Consider the following 18,721-nt stretch of genomic DNA (forward strand, 5'->3'; position numbering starts at 1 on the left):
CCTTTCATGAAACATCGTGGGAATGAATTCGGGTTAGCTCGCCTGCTTGCCGGCAACGGGGGCAAAGCGGGGTGGACGCAAGCCAAGACGACGGGCCTCGGCCACGGCCGCCATGATCCCCTGCCCCTCCAGACCATAGAGGGTATCGAGACGAGGCAGCACGAAATAGGTCGGCTGCATGATGTCGATGCGATAGGGGGTACGCAGGATCTCCAGCAGATCGAAGGGTTGCAGCTCGGGCTTGCCCGAGAGGGCATAGGCGGTCTCGCCGATGGAGGAGAGAATGCCGCCGCCGTAGATACGCAGCCCCTCCTCCCCCTGCAGGAGACCGAACTCCACCGTGAACCAGTAGAGCCTCGCCAGATAGACCCGCTCCTCCTTGCTGGCATGGAGTCCGAGCCGACCATACAGGTGGGTGAAGTGGGCAAAGGCCGGGTTGGTCAGCATGGCGCAGTGGCCGAAGATCTCGTGGAAGATGTCGGGCTCTTGCAGGTAGTCGAGCTCGTCCCGGCGGCGAATGAAGGTGGCGACGGGAAAACGGCGATCAGCGAGCAGCGCGAAGAAGTGATCAAAGGAGATGAGGGCCGGCACCGCCGCCACCGACCAGCCGGTGGCGGGCATCAGGGCGGCGTTGATCTCGCCCAGCTGGGGGATACGGTTCAGAGGCAGGTCGAGGCGTGCCAACCCGGCCTGGTATTCGTCGCAGGCCTTGCCATCGAGCGCCGCAAGCTGGCGTGCAATCAGGATCCGCCAGGTGCCATGCTCCTCGTCCGTGTAGTGGATCCGGCCCTGCCCATCCGGTTGGCGGGCCGTGTAGAGACTTGCCATGAGTGATCCCATCCTTCGGGTGCCAGCCGCCATCCGGGCGGTCACTGGCCGTTGAGTCATGGGATCACTGTAACGGTTTGCCCCTCAAAAAAGCAGCCGACCCCGGGGTCGGCTGCTTTTGACAATTGTAAATAATTTGTGACATTCATGTCGGGTGCCAGCCACCTCACGACTTGTTGAGATAACCCGCCAACTGGCCGATCAGCCGCTTGCGCAACTCCCCCAGCTTCGGCTTCTCGTCGGCACACCAGGGGAGCGGACGACAGGCTTCCATGGTACGCATCCCAAGGCGCGCGGTGAGCAACCCGGCCCCGACCCCTTGGGCGGCGCGGGCGGAGAGCTTGGCGGTCAGCTCGGCCCCCAGCAGATCCATCCCTACCTCGGTCACCAGCTCGGTGGCCCCCGCATAGAGCATGTTGCGAAACACCTGACGAATGAGGCGGATGCGGCTCCAGTAGCCGAGCTCGATGGCGTAGACATCGGCGATGTCCTCGATCATCCGCAGGTTGCGCCAGAGCATCAGCATCATGTCGACGGTGGCGAGCGGGCTCAGGGCCACCAGCACGGCGGCCTCCCCCGACCATTTGGCGACGCGGGCCTGGGCCAGCTTGTCCCGCTCGGTGAGCACCAGCTGGCTGTAGAGGGTCAGCACTTCCCGATCGCTGTGGCTCTCGTCAAGCTGGGATAGCCAGGTGCGATACCCTTCCCTCCCCTTGTCACCGCTCTTCTCGGCCAGGGCCTCGCAGAAGGCCTGCCCCTGACCCACCCCCTGGTGGGCCAGCAAATCCTCGGCTCTTGAGCGCACATCCTGGCGCCGCTTCAAGGTGCGCAGCCGCAGCCATTCGCGCCCCGCCACCCCGGCGGTGCCCACCGCCACCAGGCCGGAGGCGAGCAGCCAGGCCCCACCCCAGAAGGGGGAGGCGGCAAACTGATCCACCAGAAAAGCGCCAAACTGGCCAAGCGACAGCAGCCCCACCCCGCCCAGCCCCCAGGCCAGCAGACGATGGCGGCGCCGAGGCCTGACGGTAAGCGCGGGTTCCACCTCGGTGAGCTCGTCCAGCGCGTCCAGAGGCGCGAAGCTCTCCTCTTCCAGCCGCCGGGCCGGGGCGGGTGGCTGCGCTTCGCTTGCCACCGAGGGCGCGGGCTCCAGCGTCACCTTGCCTTGCAGGGGAGCGGCGTCATCGGTGCGCCATCTTGTCTGATCGTTCATCGCATTCTCTCCTGTGGGCGCCCCTCGAGCACAGCGGGCCACCCACCCGTTATTCGAGGTGATCCCCGAGCAGGAATTCCAGCGCCGCATCGAGCCGGATATGGGGGAGCGCCTGATGGGCGCTCATGGGCAGCGGGCGAAAGGCCTGAAAATCAAACCCTTGAGTTTTCCACCACTGCGCAGGCGGGATCTGGGCAGGCACCTCCCCCGGGAAGAGCAGCAAGGGCTCGCCCGAGAGGGTAGTGCCACGAATGGCGGGAAATTCCCGTCCGTCTGCCACCCCCTTGCCCACCTCGGTGGCCTTGATGGCGGCCAGCGCCAGGCATTCGGTCTCTATCCCCTCGAAGCGGGCCTGACCCCGGCCACGGCTCACCAGGTGCTGCAGGAGCGACACCAGAGGCCCGTGCTGCTCCGGCGTGACGTGATCGGCCTTGCTCGCCACAAACAGCAGCTTGTCGATGCGCGGGGAGAAGAGGCGGCGCCACCAGTTACTCTTGCCGTAGGCGAAGCTCTCCATGATGCGGGCGATGGCCTGCTGCATGTCACCAAAGCTCGCGGCGCCGGCATTGAGGGGCGCCAGGCAGTCCACCAGCACGATCTGGCGATCAAAGCCTGCAAAGTGCTGCTCATAGAAGCCCTGTACCAGATGCTGCTTGTACTGCTCGAAGCGCTGCTTGAAGGTGGCGTAGAGGGTGCCGTCTTCGGGGGAGTGTATGGGCATCTCCCATACCCAGGGCACGAATTGCAGCAGCGGCGCACCGGCATACTCGCCGGGCAACACGAAACGCCCGGGCTGGATGAGGTGAAGCCCGAGCGCCTGCTTGCAGGCGTGCAGATAATCGGTGTAGCGGGCGGCCAGTTCGCTGGCGGCCCGCTCCTCGAAGGCTTGATCCGCCTGCCAGAGCGGCGTCAACCAGCCTGCCGCCAGGGCTTGCAGCTCGGGGCGGCACAGTTGCTCCCGCACCTGCTCGCTCCACTGCTCGTAGTTCAGATCCAGCAGCGGCAAATCCAGCAGCCACTCCCCGGGATAATCCACCAGATCCACATAGAGGGTGGAGATCTCCCCCAGGTGCCGACGCAGCGGATGGCGGGTGCAATAGCGGATCTCGAGGCGTACCTCGGCCACCCCCCGGGTCGGCGCGGGCCAGGCGGGCGGATCGCCAAACAGGGCATCGAGGCCCCGTTCGTAGGGGAAGGTGGGAATGTGGGCGTTTTGCTGGGGCACCCGGCGAGCACCGAGGATGCGTCCCTGGCGCTGGGCGTCCCAGAGTGGCAGACGACCGTCGATGGCCGCGTGCTCCAGTTGATTGACCAGCGCCGTGATAAACGCGGTCTTGCCGCTGCGAGAGAGGCCGGTGACCGCCAGCCTGATGTGGCGATCCCGGGCCCGGTTCACCGCGTCAACGGCCTTGTGCTGGAGCACCGACCAGGAGTGTTCTAGTTTGTTGCGTATCAAGGCGGGTCTTCTTCTCCTTGTGATCACATCAGAGAGACGGCCGCGAGGCGGTATCCTCGCGGCCCGGCACGTTTAGAGCTTGCTGAACTCCCGTTGCAGGGTGAACTCCTTGGAGGTCACCAGCTTCTCGATGCGCTGCACCCTGGGCTCCAGTGCATCCAGCTCCTGGCCGATGCGGGCAAGGGCCTGATGAGGTGTGACGCCAGCCTGCCAGCTGCGCGCCTTCATCCGCACCTCGGCGAACTCGACATCTTCCTGGGAGTAGAGGGTGACCGGCTTCTTGTCGAGCAGGAACCAGGCGGCAATATAGGCGGTGAAGGTGATGAAACCGGCGAAGATGAGACCACTGATGGCCAGCAGCCGCACGATCCAGGTCTCCACCCCGAAGTACTCTGCCAGACCGGCACAGACCCCGGCAATCTTGCCTCGCTGGGGATCCCGGTACAGGTTGCGCCCTTCACGACTGACACTGTTCATACCTTGTTCCTCCAACCGGGGACTTCCGCATCCAGAATCGACGCCAATACGGTTCCGGCACGCTCCGGCTTTTTGCCACGGTCATGACATCTCTCATTGAAAACCGTCATACCTTGTTTCTCCAACCAGGAACCTCAGCATCCAGAATCGACTCCAGGGCGCCGACCCGTTCCTGCATCTTCTCGGCACGCACCAGCAAGCCCTGCAGCTGTTCACGCTCACCATCGGCAAGACCGGCGCCAATGCGTCCCTTGGCGCGGTAGTGCAGCACCAGCCAGATGGGGGCCACCACCACCATGAAGACCACCATGGGAACCATCAATACACCCAGCAGATCTTCCATCTGTTACTCTCCCTGTTTCGGTGCCGGATTGTGCTGGCCCAGCTTCTGGCGCATGGCTTCCAGCTCGCGGCTGATCTGGTCGTCCGCTTCCAGCTCGGCAAACTGCTGGGCGAGCGCCTTGTCGGACTGCCCCAGATCGGCGCGGGCTTCCATCTCGTCGATGCGGCGCTCCATGCGCTCGAACTTGCTCACCACGGCCTGGCTGTCGCCACGGGCCACCTGGCTTTGCACATTGAGACGGCTGCTGGCGGCTTCGCTGCGAATGGCCATCGCCTTCTGGCGGGCACGGGCGTCTTCCAGCTTGGCTTCCAGCTGGCGGATCTCCTCCCCCAGCTTCTCGATGCCGCTGTCCACCGCCTGCTGTTCACGAGACAGGGCGTCGGCAAGCTCCGCCTGCTTGCTCTTCTCGATGAGGGCAGCCCGGGCCAGATCTTCGCGCCCCTTGGTCAGGGCCAGCTCGGCCTTGCCCTGCCACTCGGCGACCCGCTCCTGATGGCGGCTCACCTGACGGCCGATCTCTTTTTGATTCGCGAGGAAGCGGGCCAGGTTGGAGCGCTCCTTCACCAGTTCATCTTCCATCTCCTGGATGATCAGACGCACCATCTTCTGGGGATCTTCCGCCTTGTCGAGCAGAGCCGTCAGATTGGAATTGATGATGTCGGCCAGGCGAGAAAAAATGCTCATGATTGTACTCCTGTGATAGGCATCGGGTTGTGTCTCCATTGACAATGGCAACTTGTGTGCCAATCTGGAACAATATTTAACTTGTTGATTTATATGGGCACTCAGAATGCAGTTCAAGTCCCGGGGAAACAAGTGATGATTAAAATAACCAACTTTTGGTAAGATTAACCAGATTTTTCAACTCACAGGGGCAGGGATGACCACGGCCACGGAAAGTCTGTTGGGTGAATCCAACGCATTTCTAGAAATCATCGAGCAGGCATCGCGCCTCGCGCCGCTGCGCAAGCCCGTACTCATCATCGGCGAGCGGGGGACCGGCAAGGAGCTCATCGCCCACCGCCTACATTATCTCTCGGATCGCTGGGATCAAAGCTTTGTCACCATCAACTGCGCCACCTTGAGCGAGAGCCTGCTGGAGACCGAGCTGTTCGGCCACGAGGCGGGCTCTTTCACTGGCGCCGCCAAGCGCCATCAGGGGCGCTTCGAGCGGGCCGACGGCGGCACTCTGTTCCTCGACGAGCTGGCCACCACTAGCGCCCGGGTGCAGGAAAAACTGCTGCGGGTCATCGAGTACGGGGAGTTCGAGCGGGTGGGCGGTGCCAAGCCCCTCAAGGTGGATGTGCGGCTGGTGTGCGCCACCAACGAGGATCTGCCTGCACTGGCACAGAAAGGACGGTTTCGTCACGACCTGCTGGACCGGCTCGCCTTCGACGTCATCACCCTGCCCCCCCTTCGGGAGCGGCGCGAGGACATCCTGATGCTGGCGGAACACTTCGCCCACGGCATGACCCGGGAGCTGGGGTATCCGCTCTTTGCCGGCTTCTCGCGCAAGGCGACCCAGCTGCTGCAAGATTACCCCTGGCCGGGCAACGTGCGGGAGCTCAAGAACGTGGTGGAGCGCAGTCTCTATCGCCAGGGCAACCCCCAGTTGCCGCTGGCGGATCTGGTGCTCAATCCCTTTGACTCCCCCTGGCGCCCCCGTGCCCGAGGTGACGCCGCCCCTTCCACGGACGCGCCGACCTCGGCAGAAACGGCCCCGACCCCGACCCTGCCGCTGGATCTCAAAGGGGCGGTGGCGGAGTACGAGATTAATTTACTCAAGCAAGCGATGCAGCAATCCCAGTATAATCAGCGCAAAGCAGCCCAGTTGCTGGCCCTGAGCTATCACCAGTTCCGGGGGATGCTGCGCAAATATCAATTGCTGGACGGGGATGACAACAGTGGCAACCAGGAGGCGGGCTGATGCCTGGCACCGGGTCTGTGCGCGCGGATAACGCGGCGCACGTCACCCCTGACGGGAGCGCCTGCCCGGCCGCCCCCCGCAACGCGCCCGCCCCCTGGCGGGCAACTCTGTCTGAAAACATGGTTCCAACATGAGAATGCTCACCCCCCTGCTGCTTGGTCTACTGGTCCTGGTCAGCGGCTGTCAGAAACGCGATGAAGCCTCCAAAACCGGGCTCATCTATTGTGCCGAAGGGGCACCCCGAACCTTCAACCCGCAGCTTGCCAATTCGGATGCGACCCTGGATGCCAGTGCTCGCCCCATCTACGATCGCCTGCTCGAGGTCAATGCCAACACCCTCGGCATCGAAGGGGGGCTCGCCACCCGCTGGCAAAGCAGCGAGGACGGCCTCTCCTATACCCTGACCCTGCGCAAGGGAGTGACCTTCCACCGTACCCCCTGGTTCAGCCCGACCCGTCACTTCAATGCCGACGACGTCCTGTTCACCTGGCAGCGTCTGCTGGACGAACACCACCCCTTCCACGCCGTCTCCGGCGGCGAGTACCCCTATTTTTACAGCCTGGGGCTCGGCAACCTCATCAAGCGGGTCTACAAGAAGGGGCCCTATGAGGTGGTGTTCGAGCTGAACCGCCCCGATGCCTCCTTCCTTGCCACCCTGGCCAGCGACTACGCCATCGTGCTCTCCGCCGAGTACGGGGAGCAGATGCTAAAGGCCGGCACCCCGGCGCTGCTGGACAGCCGCCCCATCGGCACCGGCCCCTTCAGCTTCAAGGAGTATCGCCACAACGAGTTCGTGCACTACCTGCGTCACCCCGGCTACTGGGGCGGCGAGGCCAGAATGGAGCAGCTCATCTACGACATCACCCCCAAGTCCTCCAAGCGCCTGGCCAAGCTGCTGACCGGCGAGTGCGACGTGATGAGCACCCCCTCTGCCAGCCAGCTGTCAGTGATAGACAAGGACTCCCACCTGGATCTGTCGGTGCAGTCGGGGATGAACGTCGCCTTCCTCGCCCTCAATACCCGCAAGGCCCCGTTCAACAAGGTGCAGGTGCGCCAGGCCCTCGCCAGCGCCATCAATGTGCAGAATCTGCTGCAGGCTGTCTATTTCGAGACCGGCCAGAGCGCCGCCAGCCTGCTGCCACCCCTCTCCTGGGGCTACAACCCCTCCCTGCCCCAGCGCAAGCCGGATCTCAAGCTCGCTCGCCAGTTGCTCAAGGACGCGGGCTACCCCAACGGCTTCGAGATGCAGGTGCTGGTGCAACCCGGCGCCCGTCCCTACAACCCGGACGGCCTCAAGACGGCGCAACTGATGCGCAGCGATTTCGCCAAGATTGGGGTGAGCCTCAAGATAGTGCAGCAGGCCTGGCCGGTCATCGAGACCCGGCTCGCCCATGGACAATATGACAGCCTGCTTTCGGGCTGGATCGCCGACAACGCGGATCCGGACAACTTCTTCCGCCAGTTGCTGAGCTGCGCCGCCGTCGAGCGGGGCAACAACTACAGCCGCTGGTGCAGCCCCGCCTTCGATCAGCTGCTGGACGATGCGGTGACCACCCCGCAGCTCGCCTTCCGCCTGCGCAACTATTACTATGCCCAGTCCCTGCTCAACGAGCAGTTGCCGCTCATTCCCCTGGCCCATGCCCTGAGAACCCAGGTGAGTCGCAGCGACATTCAGGGGCTGACCCTGATGCCCTTTGGCGGCACCACCTTCAACCAGGCCCATCGGGAGTGACCATGACAGATAACCACTCCATCGTCGGGCCATCGGCGCACCGTCCCCAGGAGGCATAAGCATGTTTTTCTATATCCTGCGCCGCATCACCCTGCTGGTGATCACCCTCCTGGTGCTGACTTTGGGGGCCTACCTCCTGGAGTTTCGCCTCATCACCCAGGTGCTGGATTTCTGGCACGGCTATCCTGACTTCCTCCAGCGCATCGCCGCCGGGGATTTCGGGCTCTCCAGCGTCTCCGGCCAGCCGGTCCTCGACGAGATCCGTCACTACTTCCCGGCGACCCTGACCCTCTGCCTCGCCGCCTTCGCCATCTCGCTGCTGGTGGGCATCCCCCTGGGCACCCTGGCGGCCCTCTATCAGGGGCGCAGCCCGGACCTCTCCATCATGGCCGCCGGCCTCGTCGGCTATGCCATCCCGGTCTTCTGGCTGGGGCTGCTGATGGTGATGTTCTTCTCCCTGGATCTTGGCTGGCTCCCCTCCTCCGGCCAGATCAGCCTGCTCTACGACGTGCCCTCCATCACCGGGATCGCCATCGTCGATGTGCTGATGAGCCAGGAGCCCTGGCGGGAAGCGGCCCTGCACGACGCCCTGCGCCATCTGGTACTGCCTTCCCTGGTGCTGGCCGTGGTGCCCACCACCGAGGTGATCCGCCACGTGCGCAGCTCCCTCATCGATGTGATGAAACAGAACTACATCAAGGCTGCCGCCAGCCGCGGACTCTCCCGCCGCCAGATCGTCTGGCGTCACGGGCTCAAGAACGCCCTGCCCCCCGTGTTGCCGCTGCTGGGGCTGCAACTTGGCAGTGTGCTCACCTCCGCCATGATCACCGAGGTGGTGTTCGACTGGCCCGGCATCGGCCGCTGGCTGGTGAGCAGCATCGCGCTGCAGGACTATGCCGCCATCCGCGGCGCCTTCCTGGTGGTGGCGAGCTTCGTCATCTTCATCAGCGTCAGCACCGATCTGCTGACCACCATCATGTATCCGGCACGGCGTAAAGAACTCTATGCAAGACAAGATTGATTGCGGTCTGTGGATGAACCACGGCGGCCCATGGGCCACCGGCGCACAGGCGTGCCCATCCCCTTGCGACCAGCACGGGAGCCTGCATCATGCACGATAAATCGAACATCTATCCGGAGCTCAAGATCCTCTCCCCCCTGGAGCAGACCTGGGCCTCCTACCGACGCAACCCGCTGGCCATGGCGGGACTCTGGTGCTTCGGGCTGCTGCTGCTGGTGACCCTCATCGGTCCCCTGGTGATCCCCTACGGCATCGACGATCAGCACAGCAGCCACCTGCTGCTCGCCCCCTCCTGGGCCAACAGCGGCAACATCGATTACTTCCTGGGGACCGACGATCTGGGGCGCGACATCCTCTCCCGTCTGGTGGCCGGGGCCAGACTCACCTTCGGCAACGCCCTGCTGGTGGTGCTCATCGCGCTGGTCATCGGCTCGGCCATCGGCATCCTCGGTGGCATGAGCAAGGGGGTGAAGTCGAGCGTGCTCCATCACCTGCTCGATACCCTGCTCTCCATCCCGTCCCTGCTGCTGGCCATCATCGTCGTGGCCATCCTGGGGCCGGGTCTGTTCAACACCCTGATCGCCATCACGCTCGCGTTGATACCGCCCTTCATCCGGGCGACCTACAACGCGGTTCACGCCGAGATGCAGAAGGAGTACATCATCGCCAGCCGCCTCGACGGCTCTCCGCCCCAGCGGATCATGCGCCTGGCCATCTTGCCGAACATCGTCGAGACCCTGGTGACCCAGACCACCCGCACCCTCTCCGCCGCCATCCTGGACATCTCGGCGGTGGGCTTCCTCGGTCTCGGGGCCCAGTCTCCCCAGCCGGAGTGGGGTGCCATGCTGGCCGATTCGAGCGATCTTATCTATCTGGCCCCCTGGACGGTGACCCTGCCCGGGATGGCCATCCTGTTCAGCGTGCTGGTGACCAACCTGGTGGGCGAAGGCATTCGCGAAGCACTCAAAGAGGGGAACGACTGATGTTGCCAGCCTTGTTATCTATCCCCGCCCCCGGACGCCCTGAGCGACCCGGCTGCGCCCTGAACGGGAGACATTGCTGATGCCTCTGCTCGACATACGCAACCTCACCATCGAAATCGACACCCCCCAGGGCAAGGTCAAGGCGGTGGACAGAGTCAGCCTGACCCTGAACGAGGGGGAGATCCGCGGGCTGGTGGGGGAATCCGGCTCGGGCAAGAGCCTGGTGGCCAAGGTGATCGTCGGCATCCAGAAGGACAACTGGACGGTGCGCGCCGACCGGATGCGCTTCAACGACATGGATCTGCTGACCATGGCGCCCAAGGAGCGGCGCCGCATCATGGGGCGGGAGATAGCGATGATCTTCCAGGACCCCATCAGCTGCCTCGACCCCTCGGAGGAGATAGGCACCCAGCTCGAAGAGGCCATCCCCACCAGCGCCTTCACCGGCAAGTTCTGGCAGCGCTTCCAGTGGCGCAAGAAGCGGGCCATCGCCCTGCTGCACCGGGTCGGGGTCAAGGATCACCGCAAGGTGATGCGGGCCTATCCCCACGAGCTGTCGGACGGCATGTGCCAGAAGGTGATGATCGCCATGGCCATCGCCAACCAGCCGCGCCTGCTGGTGGCGGACGAACCCACCAGCGCCATGGAGTCCACCACCCACTCCCAGATCCTGCGGTTGCTGGACAAGATGAACAAGCTGGGCAATACCACCATCCTCATCATCAGCAACGACATCGCCGCCATCGCGAACCTGACCGACACCCTCAACATCATGTATTGCGGCCAGATGGTGGAAGTGGGGACCCGGGACCAGATCCTGGAATCCCCTCACCACCCCTATACGGATGCCCTGCTCAAATCCATCCCGGACTTTGACAAACTGGTGCGCCACAAGTCCCGGCTCGAGACCCTGCCCGGGGTGATACCGCCGCTGCAGCACCTGCCCATCGGCTGCCGCCTCGGCCCACGCTGCCCCTATGCCCAGAAGCAGTGCGTGCAGACGCCGCTGATGAGCAAGGTCAAGGGGCATCAGTTCAGTTGCCACTTCCCGCTCAACATGGAAGAACCGAAGAAATGAACCGGCACCAGACCCTGATCCGGGGCACCTGCCCACCCCGTCAGCCCCTCTATCCGGCGAGCGCACCCAAGGAGACCACGTCGTGACCGAACCTTCCCTGTTGCAGGTCAGGGGCCTGTGCAAGACCTACCAGAACCGCACCGGCCTGTTCAGGCGCCGCGCGGTGGAGGCGATAAAGCCCCTCTCGTTCGATCTCGAGGTGGGCCAGACCCTGGCCATCGTCGGGGAGGCGGGCTCGGGCAAGAGCACCCTGGCCCGCATTCTGGCGGGCATGATTGAACCGAGTGGCGGGGAGATCGCCATCGAGGGGCAACCCATGGTCCACGGCGATTACCAGACCCGCTGCAAGCTGCTGCGGATGATCTTCCAGGACCCCAACACCTCCCTTAACCGGAAAATCCGGGTCGGCCAGATCCTGGAGACCCCGCTTCGCCTCAACACGGCCCTGAGCGAGGAAGAGCGCCGGGAGAAGGTGATCCAGACCCTGCGCATGGTGGGCATGCTGCCCGACCACGCCCTCTTCTATCCCCAGATGCTCTCCGCCGGCCAGCAGCAGCGGGTGGGGCTGGCACGGGCGCTCATCCTCAATCCCAAGATAGTGGTGGCGGACGAGGCGCTCTCGACCCTGGATATTTCGGTACGCTCCCAGATCATCAACCTGCTGCTGGAGATGCAGGAGACCATGGGGCTGAGCTATGTGCTGGTGGCCAACGATCTGGGGATCGTCAGCCACATCAGCGACGAGGTGCTGGTGATGCACGAAGGCCGTGTGGTGGAGCGCGGCAAGACCTTGCGGGTCTTCGCCGATCCCCAGCACGACGTCACCCGCCGCCTCATTCAGAACTACAACAACGAATACCGCCGCTGATCCCGCGGCGCGTTTCCCCTTGCGCCAGACATAAAAAAACCCGGCCTGATGTCTCATCAGTCGCCGGGGGATTGCGCTCAAAAAGTGATTGCGTCGCTCGTAGTAGGAACAGGGGAATGGTAGGCAGCCCCCGTCACCTCAACAACTGTCAGATCTGACAGGCAGTCCGCTATGGAACCGGAATTGCGGATCCGGCGAACAGATGAGCTCGGCCTCCAGGCGACCGAAGAAGGCCACCCGCTCGCTGATGTCTTCGTCTGCGAACGTCTGTGCCAGGGCCAGGTAGTCCTGATAGTGACGCGCCTCCGAGCGCAGCAGGGAGACATAGAAGCGGCCAAGCTCCTCGTCCAGATGAGGGGCCAGCCTGGCAAAACGCTCGCAGGATCGCGCTTCGATATAGGCACCGATGATCATCTTGTCCACCACGGCCGCCGGCTCGTAGGTGCGCACATGGGTCAGCAGGCTGCGGGCATAGCGGGAGGCGGTGACGGGACCATAGGGGATGCCCCGTGCGGCCATGATCTCCAGCACCTGCTCGAAGTGGTGCAGCTCCTCCTGGATGAGGCGCACCATGGGGAACAGCAGGGGATTGCGCTCCAGCTCGGCAAACACGCTCCTGTCTGATTCGCCCATGGTGCGCTTGCCGAGGATCTCCGCCTTCTCCGGCAAGGCATCGAGCTCCCGGTAGAAGGTCAGCTTGGGCAACAGGTGACGCTTCTCCTTGGGCAGGCAGTAGCGGCGCACCAGGCTGTGGGCGGTGAGTGCCGCCTTGTTCTCGCAGTTGGCGTGATCGATAAGCAGGGTCTGCAACTGGGCGGGATCCCGCGCCATTTCCACCCACTCATCCGGGGTCTCGCAATGCAGGAACTGGCGAACGGGGGCTAACAGGTCATCCATCTGAACTCTCATCTGTTGATACGACACGCGGCGCCTGGCGCCGGGGGGCCTATGCTAACGGATCCCGCCCGGCCTGCCCACCGCCATCATGGCTCAGCCCGTCAGACGCCTGAGGGAGTCGCGGCGGATCAGGGTGCCGCTGAAGGCGGGCAGTGCGTCCCGGCTCCCCTCCTCCACCATGGTGATCAGGCGGTTGATGGTCTCCTGGATCATCCCGTTCACCGGCATCTTGACGCTCGACAGCGCGGGAATGACGTAAGGGGCCAGGGGGATGTCGTCAAACCCCACCACCGAAACCTCGTCAGGCACCATCACACCGGCTTCGTGCAGCCGTTTGATGGCCCCGATCGCCATGTCATCGTTGCTGGCCACCAGGGCGCTGAAGCGAGCGCCTCGCGCCAGCAAGGTCGAGACGGCGGCCGCGCCACAGGCGGGGGTCCATTTGCCGGGGGCGATCAAGGTCTCCTGCACGGGGATGCCGTGCCGGATCAGCGCCTGCCGGTAACCGGCCAGGCGCTCGGCGCCGGTGGGGGAATCCGCAGAGCCTGCAATGAAGGCGATCTCCCTGTGCCCCATGGCCACCAGCTTGTCCATCACCGCCTCCGCCGCCGCCTGCTGATCCGCATAGACGCAGTGGGCCGGATGGCGGCTCAGACGCCGGTTGAGCACCATGATGGGCTGCTCATGCTGCTCGATGATCTCGTCCATCTCCTCCACCCCAAGAAAGCGCGGATAGATGATGACGCCATCGCAACGGGAATCGAGCAGATACTGGATGGCCTGGCGCTCCTCGTCGGCGCTGTGCTTGCCGTCCGCTAGTATGAGCTGGCGCCCGCGATCCTCGGTCATCCGCGCCACCTGGGAGAGCAGCTCGCCGAAGTAGACGCCGTGGTAGAGGGTGTTGGTGACCACCAGTCCCAGGGTCCGGGTGTGCCTGGTCGCCAGCTGCCTCGCCACCAGGTTGGGGCGATAGCCGCACTCCTCGATGGCCTGCTGCACCCGGTCCCGGGTCTCCTGGCTGGTGTAACCATTGCCCGACAACACCCGGGAGACCGTCGCCTTCGACACCCCTGCCCGCCTTGCCACCTCCAGCATCGTCGTCATTGTGTTCTCCCTTGCTCGTCACGGGGCGCAGTGTACTGCACCGCCCCCGGCTTGTCGTCGCACGAATGGCGTGCTGGCCCGGGTTCAGTGATCCCATTCACGGATCCGGACGCTCGCTGCACAAGGTGCTTGTCTCCCGCGCTCAGGCCGCGCACTCTATGTGGAACCGGTTCCACATTCAGTTTCATGCGCGTTCCCGCCCTTCGCGGCGGCGGGGGCGAGCAGGCCCACTTGGTGAAAAGGATCTACCTCGATGTCAAAAAACTATGCGGCTCTGGCCGGTACCGTCATCACCGCACTCGGCGGCGCCGACAACGTCGTCGCCGTGACCCACTGCATGACGCGGCTGCGCTTTGTGCTCGGCGATCCCGCCCGGGTCAATGGCCCTGCCCTCAAGGCCATCACGGGCGTGCTCGGGGTGGTGCAGGCGGACAACCAGTGTCAGGTGATCATCGGCAACACCGTCTCCCACGCCTATCGCGAGGTGCTGGCCCTGCTGCCCCAGGGCGGCGGGCAGACTCCGCTTCCGGAGGCTTCCGCTGGCTGGAGCCTGCGCCGCATGGGCGCTGCCATCCTCGACGCCCTGATCGGCACCATGTCCCCCCTCATCCCGGCCATCATCGGCGGCTCCATGCTCAAGCTGCTGGCCATGGTGCTGGAGATGACCGGCGTGCTGGAGAAAGGCTCCTCGACCCTCACCATCCTCACGGTGGCCGGGGATGGGGCCTTCTTCTTCCTGCCCCTGATGGTGGCCGCCTCCGCCGCCGTCAAGTTCAAGACCAACATGTCCCTGGCCATCGCCATCGCAGGCGTGCTGGTGCACACCAGCTTCATCGAGCTGATGGCCAGAGCCGCCGAAGGGGAGCAGGTGACTTTCGCCCTGGTCCCGGTGACCGCGGTCAAATACACCTACACCGTCATTCCGGCGCTGGTGATGACCTGGTGCCTCTCCTACATCGAGGGCTGGGTCGACCGCATCACCACGGCGGTCACCAAGAACTTCCTCAAACCCATGCTGATCGTGCTGATCGCGGCGCCGCTGGCCATCCTCTTCATCGGCCCCGTCGGCATCTGGATTGGCACCGCCATCTCCGGCCTGGTCTACACGGTCCACGACTACCTGGGCTGGCTGTCGGTGGCCATCATGGGGGCGCTCTGGCCCCTGCTGGTGATGACCGGCATGCACCGCGTCTTCACCCCGACCATCATCCAGACCATCGCCGAGACCGGCAAGGAAGGCATGGTGATGCCCTCCGAAATTGGCGCCAATCTCTCTCTTGGCGGCTCGTCCCTGGCGGTGGCCTGGCGCACCCGAAACCCGGAACTGCGCCAGACGGCGCTCGCGGCGGCCGCCTCCGCCATCATGGCGGGGATCTCCGAACCCGCGCTCTACGGTGTGGCCCTGCGCCTCAAGCGTCCGCTCATCGCGAGCCTCATCAGCGGCTTTGTCTGCGGTGCCGTCGCCGGCATGGCGGGGCTCGCCAGCCACTCCATGGCCGCCCCCGGGCTCTTTACCAGCGTGCAGTTCTTCGATCCGGCCAACCCCATGACCATCGCCTGGGTGTTCGGCGTGATGGCCCTCTCGGTGGTGCTCTCCTTCGTGCTGACCCTGGTGATGGGGTTCGAGGACATCCCGGTCGAGAGCCCGGCCTCCCGCGCCGAGCCCGTGCAACCCGTCGCCACCAGCCAGGCGCAGGCCGGGCTGTGACACCCCATTCAGACATGACAAGAGGTAACAGATGTCGTTAACAAGATTTCCCGAGGGCTTTCTCTGGGGCGGTGCCCTGGCCGCCAATCAGGCGGAGGGCGGCTATCTCGAGGGGGGCAAGGGGCTGACCACGGTAGACATGATCCCCCATGGCCCGCGCCGCATGGCGGTCAAACTCGGCCAGGAGAAGCGCATCACCCTGCAAGATGACGAGTTCTACCCAAGCCACGGAGCCATCGATTTCTATCACCGCTATCGGGAGGACATCGCCCTGATGGCCGAGATGGGCTTCACCGTGTTTCGCACCTCCATCGCCTGGGCCCGTCTCTACCCCAGGGGTGACGAGCGCGAGCCCAATGCCGAGGGCATCGCCTTCTACCGGGCGGTGTTCGAGGAGTGCAGAAAGTACAACATCGAGCCCCTGGTGACCCTGTGCCACTTCGATGTGCCCATGCACCTGGTGACCGAGTACGGCTCCTGGCGCAACCGCCAGATGGTGGAGTTTTTCACCCGCTACGCCCGCACCTGCTTCGAGCAGTTCGACGGCCTGGTGAAGTACTGGCTCACCTTCAACGAGATCAACATCCTGCTGCACAGCCCCTTCTCCGGGGCGGGGCTGGTGTTCGAGCAAGGGGAGCACCAGGATCAGGTGAAGTATCAGGCCGCCCACCACGAGCTGGTGGCCAGCGCCCTGGCGACCCGGATCGCCCACGAGGTGAACCCGGCCAACCAGGTGGGCTGCATGCTGGCGGGGGGCAACTTCTACCCCTACTCCTGCAAGCCCGCAGACGTCTGGACCGCCCTCCAGAAAGATCGGGAGAACCTCCTCTTCATCGACGTGCAAGCCAGGGGCGCCTATCCGGCCTATGCGCAGAGGGTATTTCGTGACAAGGGGATCACCCTGGTGAAGGGGCCGGAAGATGACGAGATCCTCAGGCACACCGTGGATTTCGTCTCCTTCAGCTACTACGCCTCCCGCTGCGCCGCCGCCGACATGAATGCGGGCAACACCAGCGAGGCCAACGTGGTCAAGTCCCTGCGCAATCCCCACATCGAGGTGAGCGAGTGGGGCTGGGGCATCGACCCCCTGGGCCTTCGCATCACCCTCAACACCTTGCACGATCGCTACCAGAAGCCCCTCTTCCTGGTGGAAAACGGCCTGGGTGCGGTGGACGAAGTGAACGAGCTAGGGGAGATAGAGGACGACTACCGCATCGCCTACCTGCGCGCCCACATCGAGGCCATGAGGGACGCCATCGAGGACGGCGTGCCCCTGATGGGGTACACCAGCTGGGGCTGCATCGATCTCGTCTCCGCCTCCACCGGCGAGATGAGCAAGCGCTATGGCTTCGTCCACGTGGACCGGGACGACGCCGGCCATGGCACCCTGGCCCGCCGGCGCAAGAAGTCGTTCTGGTGGTACAAGAAGGTGATCGCGAGCAACGGGGAGGATCTGGCCTGAGCCCCCCTCAGTTTCGCCGCAAGGCGCATCCATGCAACAGGGGGGCCGAGGCCCCCCTGTTGTTCATCACGCTGGCAATCTGAAAACGTTTAACTGCCTTCGTTGAAGATCTCGAGGTTGCTGGTCCCTTCCTGCCACTCGCGCACCGCCTTGTTGTCGTCGCTGCGCAGGGCATTGAGGTGGTCCAGATAACCCTGATCCACGTCGGAGGTGACGTAGTGACCGTTGAAGACCGAGGTCTCGAAGTGGCGCAGCTCGGGGTTGATCTCCCGCACCGCCTCTTCCAGATCTTCCAGATCCTGGAAGATCAGGCCGTCAGCACCAATAAGCTTGCACACCTCTTCCACTTCACGGCCATGGGCAATGAGCTCGTTGGCGGTGGGCATGTCGATGCCGTAGACGTTGGGGAAGCGAATTTCCGGCGCGGCCGAGGCGAAGTAGACCTTGGCGGCCCCCGCTTCACGGGCCATCTGGATGATCTGCTCGGAGGTGGTGCCCCGCACGATGGAGTCGTCCACCAGCAACACCTTCTTGCCCTTGAATTCGGAGCTGATGGCGTTGAGCTTGCGGCGCACCGACTTCTTGCGCTGGGTCTGGCCCGGCATGATGAAGGTACGGCCGATGTAGCGGTTCTTCACGAAGCCCTGACGGTACGGAAGGCCCAGGGTGTGGGCGATTTCCAGCGCCACGTCGCAGGAGGTCTCGGGGATGGGGATGACCACGTCCACGTCGAGATCGTCCCACTCCCGTGCGATCTTCTGGCCCAGCTTGCGACCCATGTTGAGGCGGGCGGCATAGACGGAGACCTTGTCGATGAAGGAGTCGGGGCGGGCGAAGTAGACGTATTCGAAGATGCAGGGGTTCATCTGCGGGTTCTCCGCACACTGCTCGGAGAAGAGCTGGCCCTGCTCGGTGATGTAGATGGCCTCGCCCGGGGCGACGTCACGCACCGTCTCGAAGCCGATGGCGTCGAGGGCCACGCTCTCGGAGGCGAGCATATACTCCACCTGCCCCTGCTCGTCGACCCGGCGACCCAGGATCAGCGGGCGAATACCGTTGGGATCGCGGAAACCGATGAGGCCGTGACCGATCACCAGAGAGACCACGGCATAGGCGCCGCGGATCTGCTGGTGCACTTTGCGCACCGCCGAGAAGATATCTTCCGGGCGCAGCGCCATCTTGTCGCACAAGTCCAGCTCGTGGGCCAGCACGTTCAACAGCACTTCGGAGTCCGAGGTGGTGTTGATGTGGCGGCGGGCCACCTTGAACTGCTGCTCCTTGAGCTCCTTGGCGTTGGTGAGGTTGCCGTTGTGGGCCAGCACCATGCCGTAGGGGGAGTTCACGTAAAACGGCTGTGCCTCTGCCGCGCTGGAGCTGCCTGCGGTGGGATAACGGACGTGTCCGATGCCGATATTCCCTTTCAGGCGCTGCATGTGGCGCACTTCAAACACATCCTTCACCAGACCGTTGGCCTTGCGTTGCCGGAAGTTTCCACTGTCAATGGTCACGATCCCGGCGGCATCCTGTCCCCTGTGCTGCAACACCGTCAAGGCGTCGTAGAGGGCCTGATTGACGGGGGTGGTGCCAACTATACCGACAATACCGCACATGTCTTTGCTACCTCGAA

17 protein-coding genes are annotated in these 18,721 nt (G+C 64.1%); 8 read left to right on the forward strand and 9 right to left on the reverse strand.

The genetic code is table 11. The features are described 5' to 3' along the window. Positions 1 to 33: 33 nt before the first annotated feature. The 6 genes from phhA to pspA all read right to left on the reverse strand — a co-directional run bounded on the left by phhA (position 34) and on the right by pspA (position 4,998). Complete coding sequence (gene phhA / locus AB5Y70_RS08575) at positions 34 to 828, reverse strand: phenylalanine 4-monooxygenase (protein ID WP_010674538.1); 795 nt, start codon at positions 826 to 828, stop codon at positions 34 to 36. 166 nt (positions 829 to 994) lie between these two features. Then, on the reverse strand, positions 995 to 2,038 hold the full coding sequence (locus AB5Y70_RS08580; RefSeq protein ID WP_102948373.1) for a YcjF family protein: 1,044 nt from the start codon (positions 2,036 to 2,038) through the stop codon (positions 995 to 997). 49 nt (positions 2,039 to 2,087) lie between these two features. Beyond that, positions 2,088 to 3,494, reverse strand: coding sequence for a YcjX family protein (locus AB5Y70_RS08585; protein WP_102948372.1), 1,407 nt, complete (start codon positions 3,492 to 3,494; stop codon positions 2,088 to 2,090). 72 nt (positions 3,495 to 3,566) lie between these two features. Then, positions 3,567 to 3,971: an envelope stress response membrane protein PspC gene (pspC, locus tag AB5Y70_RS08590; protein WP_039039018.1), complete on the reverse strand. Its 405-nt coding sequence runs from the start codon at positions 3,969 to 3,971 to the stop codon at positions 3,567 to 3,569. A 106-nt stretch (positions 3,972 to 4,077) separates the two neighbouring features. Continuing rightward, complete coding sequence (gene pspB, locus AB5Y70_RS08595) at positions 4,078 to 4,314, reverse strand: envelope stress response membrane protein PspB (protein WP_005300084.1); 237 nt, start codon at positions 4,312 to 4,314, stop codon at positions 4,078 to 4,080. A gap of 3 nt (positions 4,315 to 4,317) precedes the next feature. Further along, on the reverse strand, positions 4,318 to 4,998 hold the full coding sequence (pspA, locus tag AB5Y70_RS08600; protein ID WP_010674534.1) for a phage shock protein PspA: 681 nt from the start codon (positions 4,996 to 4,998) through the stop codon (positions 4,318 to 4,320). 196 nt (positions 4,999 to 5,194) lie between these two features. Here pspA and pspF point away from each other — a divergent pair, with 196 nt between their 5' ends. From pspF to AB5Y70_RS08630, 6 genes are all read left to right on the forward strand, one after another. Then, positions 5,195 to 6,241: a phage shock protein operon transcriptional activator gene (pspF, locus tag AB5Y70_RS08605; protein ID WP_042880669.1), complete on the forward strand. Its 1,047-nt coding sequence runs from the start codon at positions 5,195 to 5,197 to the stop codon at positions 6,239 to 6,241. Positions 6,242 to 6,377: 136 nt separating this feature from the next. Next, positions 6,378 to 7,973 carry an ABC transporter substrate-binding protein gene (locus AB5Y70_RS08610; protein WP_102948371.1) on the forward strand — a complete coding sequence of 532 codons (1,596 nt, stop codon included), beginning with the start codon at positions 6,378 to 6,380 and terminating at the stop codon, positions 7,971 to 7,973. 61 nt (positions 7,974 to 8,034) lie between these two features. After that, on the forward strand, positions 8,035 to 8,994 hold the full coding sequence (locus AB5Y70_RS08615; protein ID WP_010674531.1) for an ABC transporter permease subunit: 960 nt from the start codon (positions 8,035 to 8,037) through the stop codon (positions 8,992 to 8,994). Between the two features lie 89 nt (positions 8,995 to 9,083). Continuing rightward, complete coding sequence (locus AB5Y70_RS08620; RefSeq protein ID WP_069784996.1) at positions 9,084 to 9,977, forward strand: ABC transporter permease subunit; 894 nt, start codon at positions 9,084 to 9,086, stop codon at positions 9,975 to 9,977. Positions 9,978 to 10,056: 79 nt separating this feature from the next. Next, positions 10,057 to 11,055, forward strand: a complete 999-nt coding sequence (locus AB5Y70_RS08625; RefSeq protein WP_010674529.1) for an oligopeptide/dipeptide ABC transporter ATP-binding protein — start codon at positions 10,057 to 10,059, stop codon at positions 11,053 to 11,055. 82 nt (positions 11,056 to 11,137) lie between these two features. Further along, complete coding sequence (locus AB5Y70_RS08630) at positions 11,138 to 11,923, forward strand: ABC transporter ATP-binding protein (protein WP_039039015.1); 786 nt, start codon at positions 11,138 to 11,140, stop codon at positions 11,921 to 11,923. Between the two features lie 138 nt (positions 11,924 to 12,061). Here AB5Y70_RS08630 and miaE read toward each other — a convergent pair whose 3' ends face one another. Next, positions 12,062 to 12,820, reverse strand: a complete 759-nt coding sequence (miaE, locus tag AB5Y70_RS08635; protein WP_010674527.1) for a tRNA-(ms[2]io[6]A)-hydroxylase — start codon at positions 12,818 to 12,820, stop codon at positions 12,062 to 12,064. A 93-nt stretch (positions 12,821 to 12,913) separates the two neighbouring features. After that, positions 12,914 to 13,924: a LacI family DNA-binding transcriptional regulator gene (locus tag AB5Y70_RS08640; RefSeq protein ID WP_029314441.1), complete on the reverse strand. Its 1,011-nt coding sequence runs from the start codon at positions 13,922 to 13,924 to the stop codon at positions 12,914 to 12,916. Positions 13,925 to 14,177: 253 nt separating this feature from the next. Between AB5Y70_RS08640 and ascF the strand changes: the two genes are divergently transcribed. Together ascF and AB5Y70_RS08650 are read left to right on the forward strand one after the other, a co-directional pair. Further along, positions 14,178 to 15,632 (forward strand): PTS cellobiose/arbutin/salicin transporter subunit IIBC, encoded by a 1,455-nt coding sequence (ascF, locus tag AB5Y70_RS08645; protein ID WP_368175987.1) that lies wholly within the window; start codon positions 14,178 to 14,180, stop codon positions 15,630 to 15,632. 31 nt (positions 15,633 to 15,663) lie between these two features. Next, positions 15,664 to 17,094, forward strand: a complete 1,431-nt coding sequence (locus AB5Y70_RS08650; RefSeq protein ID WP_010674524.1) for a 6-phospho-beta-glucosidase — start codon at positions 15,664 to 15,666, stop codon at positions 17,092 to 17,094. 89 nt (positions 17,095 to 17,183) lie between these two features. Here AB5Y70_RS08650 and purF read toward each other — a convergent pair whose 3' ends face one another. After that, complete coding sequence (purF, locus tag AB5Y70_RS08655; RefSeq protein ID WP_010674523.1) at positions 17,184 to 18,704, reverse strand: amidophosphoribosyltransferase; 1,521 nt, start codon at positions 18,702 to 18,704, stop codon at positions 17,184 to 17,186. Between the last annotated feature and the right edge of the window lie 17 nt (positions 18,705 to 18,721).

Source organism: Aeromonas sp. s1(2024), from assembly GCF_040908005.1.
Lineage (GTDB): Bacteria > Pseudomonadota > Gammaproteobacteria > Enterobacterales > Aeromonadaceae > Aeromonas > Aeromonas caviae.

Excerpts from the sequence above, each read along its gene's own strand:
- phhA (WP_010674538.1), bottom strand. The coding sequence starts at position 828 with ATGGCAAGTCTCTACACGGCCCGCCAACCGGATGGGCAGGGCCGGATC.
- AB5Y70_RS08580 (WP_102948373.1), bottom strand. The coding sequence starts at position 2,038 with ATGAACGATCAGACAAGATGGCGCACCGATGACGCCGCTCCCCTGCAA.
- pspC (WP_039039018.1), bottom strand. The coding sequence starts at position 3,971 with ATGAACAGTGTCAGTCGTGAAGGGCGCAACCTGTACCGGGATCCCCAG.
- pspB (WP_005300084.1), bottom strand. The coding sequence starts at position 4,314 with ATGGAAGATCTGCTGGGTGTATTGATGGTTCCCATGGTGGTCTTCATG.
- pspA (WP_010674534.1), bottom strand. The coding sequence starts at position 4,998 with ATGAGCATTTTTTCTCGCCTGGCCGACATCATCAATTCCAATCTGACG.
- pspF (WP_042880669.1), top strand. The coding sequence starts at position 5,195 with ATGACCACGGCCACGGAAAGTCTGTTGGGTGAATCCAACGCATTTCTA.
- AB5Y70_RS08610 (WP_102948371.1), top strand. The coding sequence starts at position 6,378 with ATGCTCACCCCCCTGCTGCTTGGTCTACTGGTCCTGGTCAGCGGCTGT.
- AB5Y70_RS08615 (WP_010674531.1), top strand. The coding sequence starts at position 8,035 with ATGTTTTTCTATATCCTGCGCCGCATCACCCTGCTGGTGATCACCCTC.
- AB5Y70_RS08620 (WP_069784996.1), top strand. The coding sequence starts at position 9,084 with ATGCACGATAAATCGAACATCTATCCGGAGCTCAAGATCCTCTCCCCC.
- AB5Y70_RS08625 (WP_010674529.1), top strand. The coding sequence starts at position 10,057 with ATGCCTCTGCTCGACATACGCAACCTCACCATCGAAATCGACACCCCC.
- miaE (WP_010674527.1), bottom strand. The coding sequence starts at position 12,820 with ATGGATGACCTGTTAGCCCCCGTTCGCCAGTTCCTGCATTGCGAGACC.
- AB5Y70_RS08640 (WP_029314441.1), bottom strand. The coding sequence starts at position 13,924 with ATGACGACGATGCTGGAGGTGGCAAGGCGGGCAGGGGTGTCGAAGGCG.
- ascF (WP_368175987.1), top strand. The coding sequence starts at position 14,178 with ATGTCAAAAAACTATGCGGCTCTGGCCGGTACCGTCATCACCGCACTC.
- AB5Y70_RS08650 (WP_010674524.1), top strand. The coding sequence starts at position 15,664 with ATGTCGTTAACAAGATTTCCCGAGGGCTTTCTCTGGGGCGGTGCCCTG.
- purF (WP_010674523.1), bottom strand. The coding sequence starts at position 18,704 with ATGTGCGGTATTGTCGGTATAGTTGGCACCACCCCCGTCAATCAGGCC.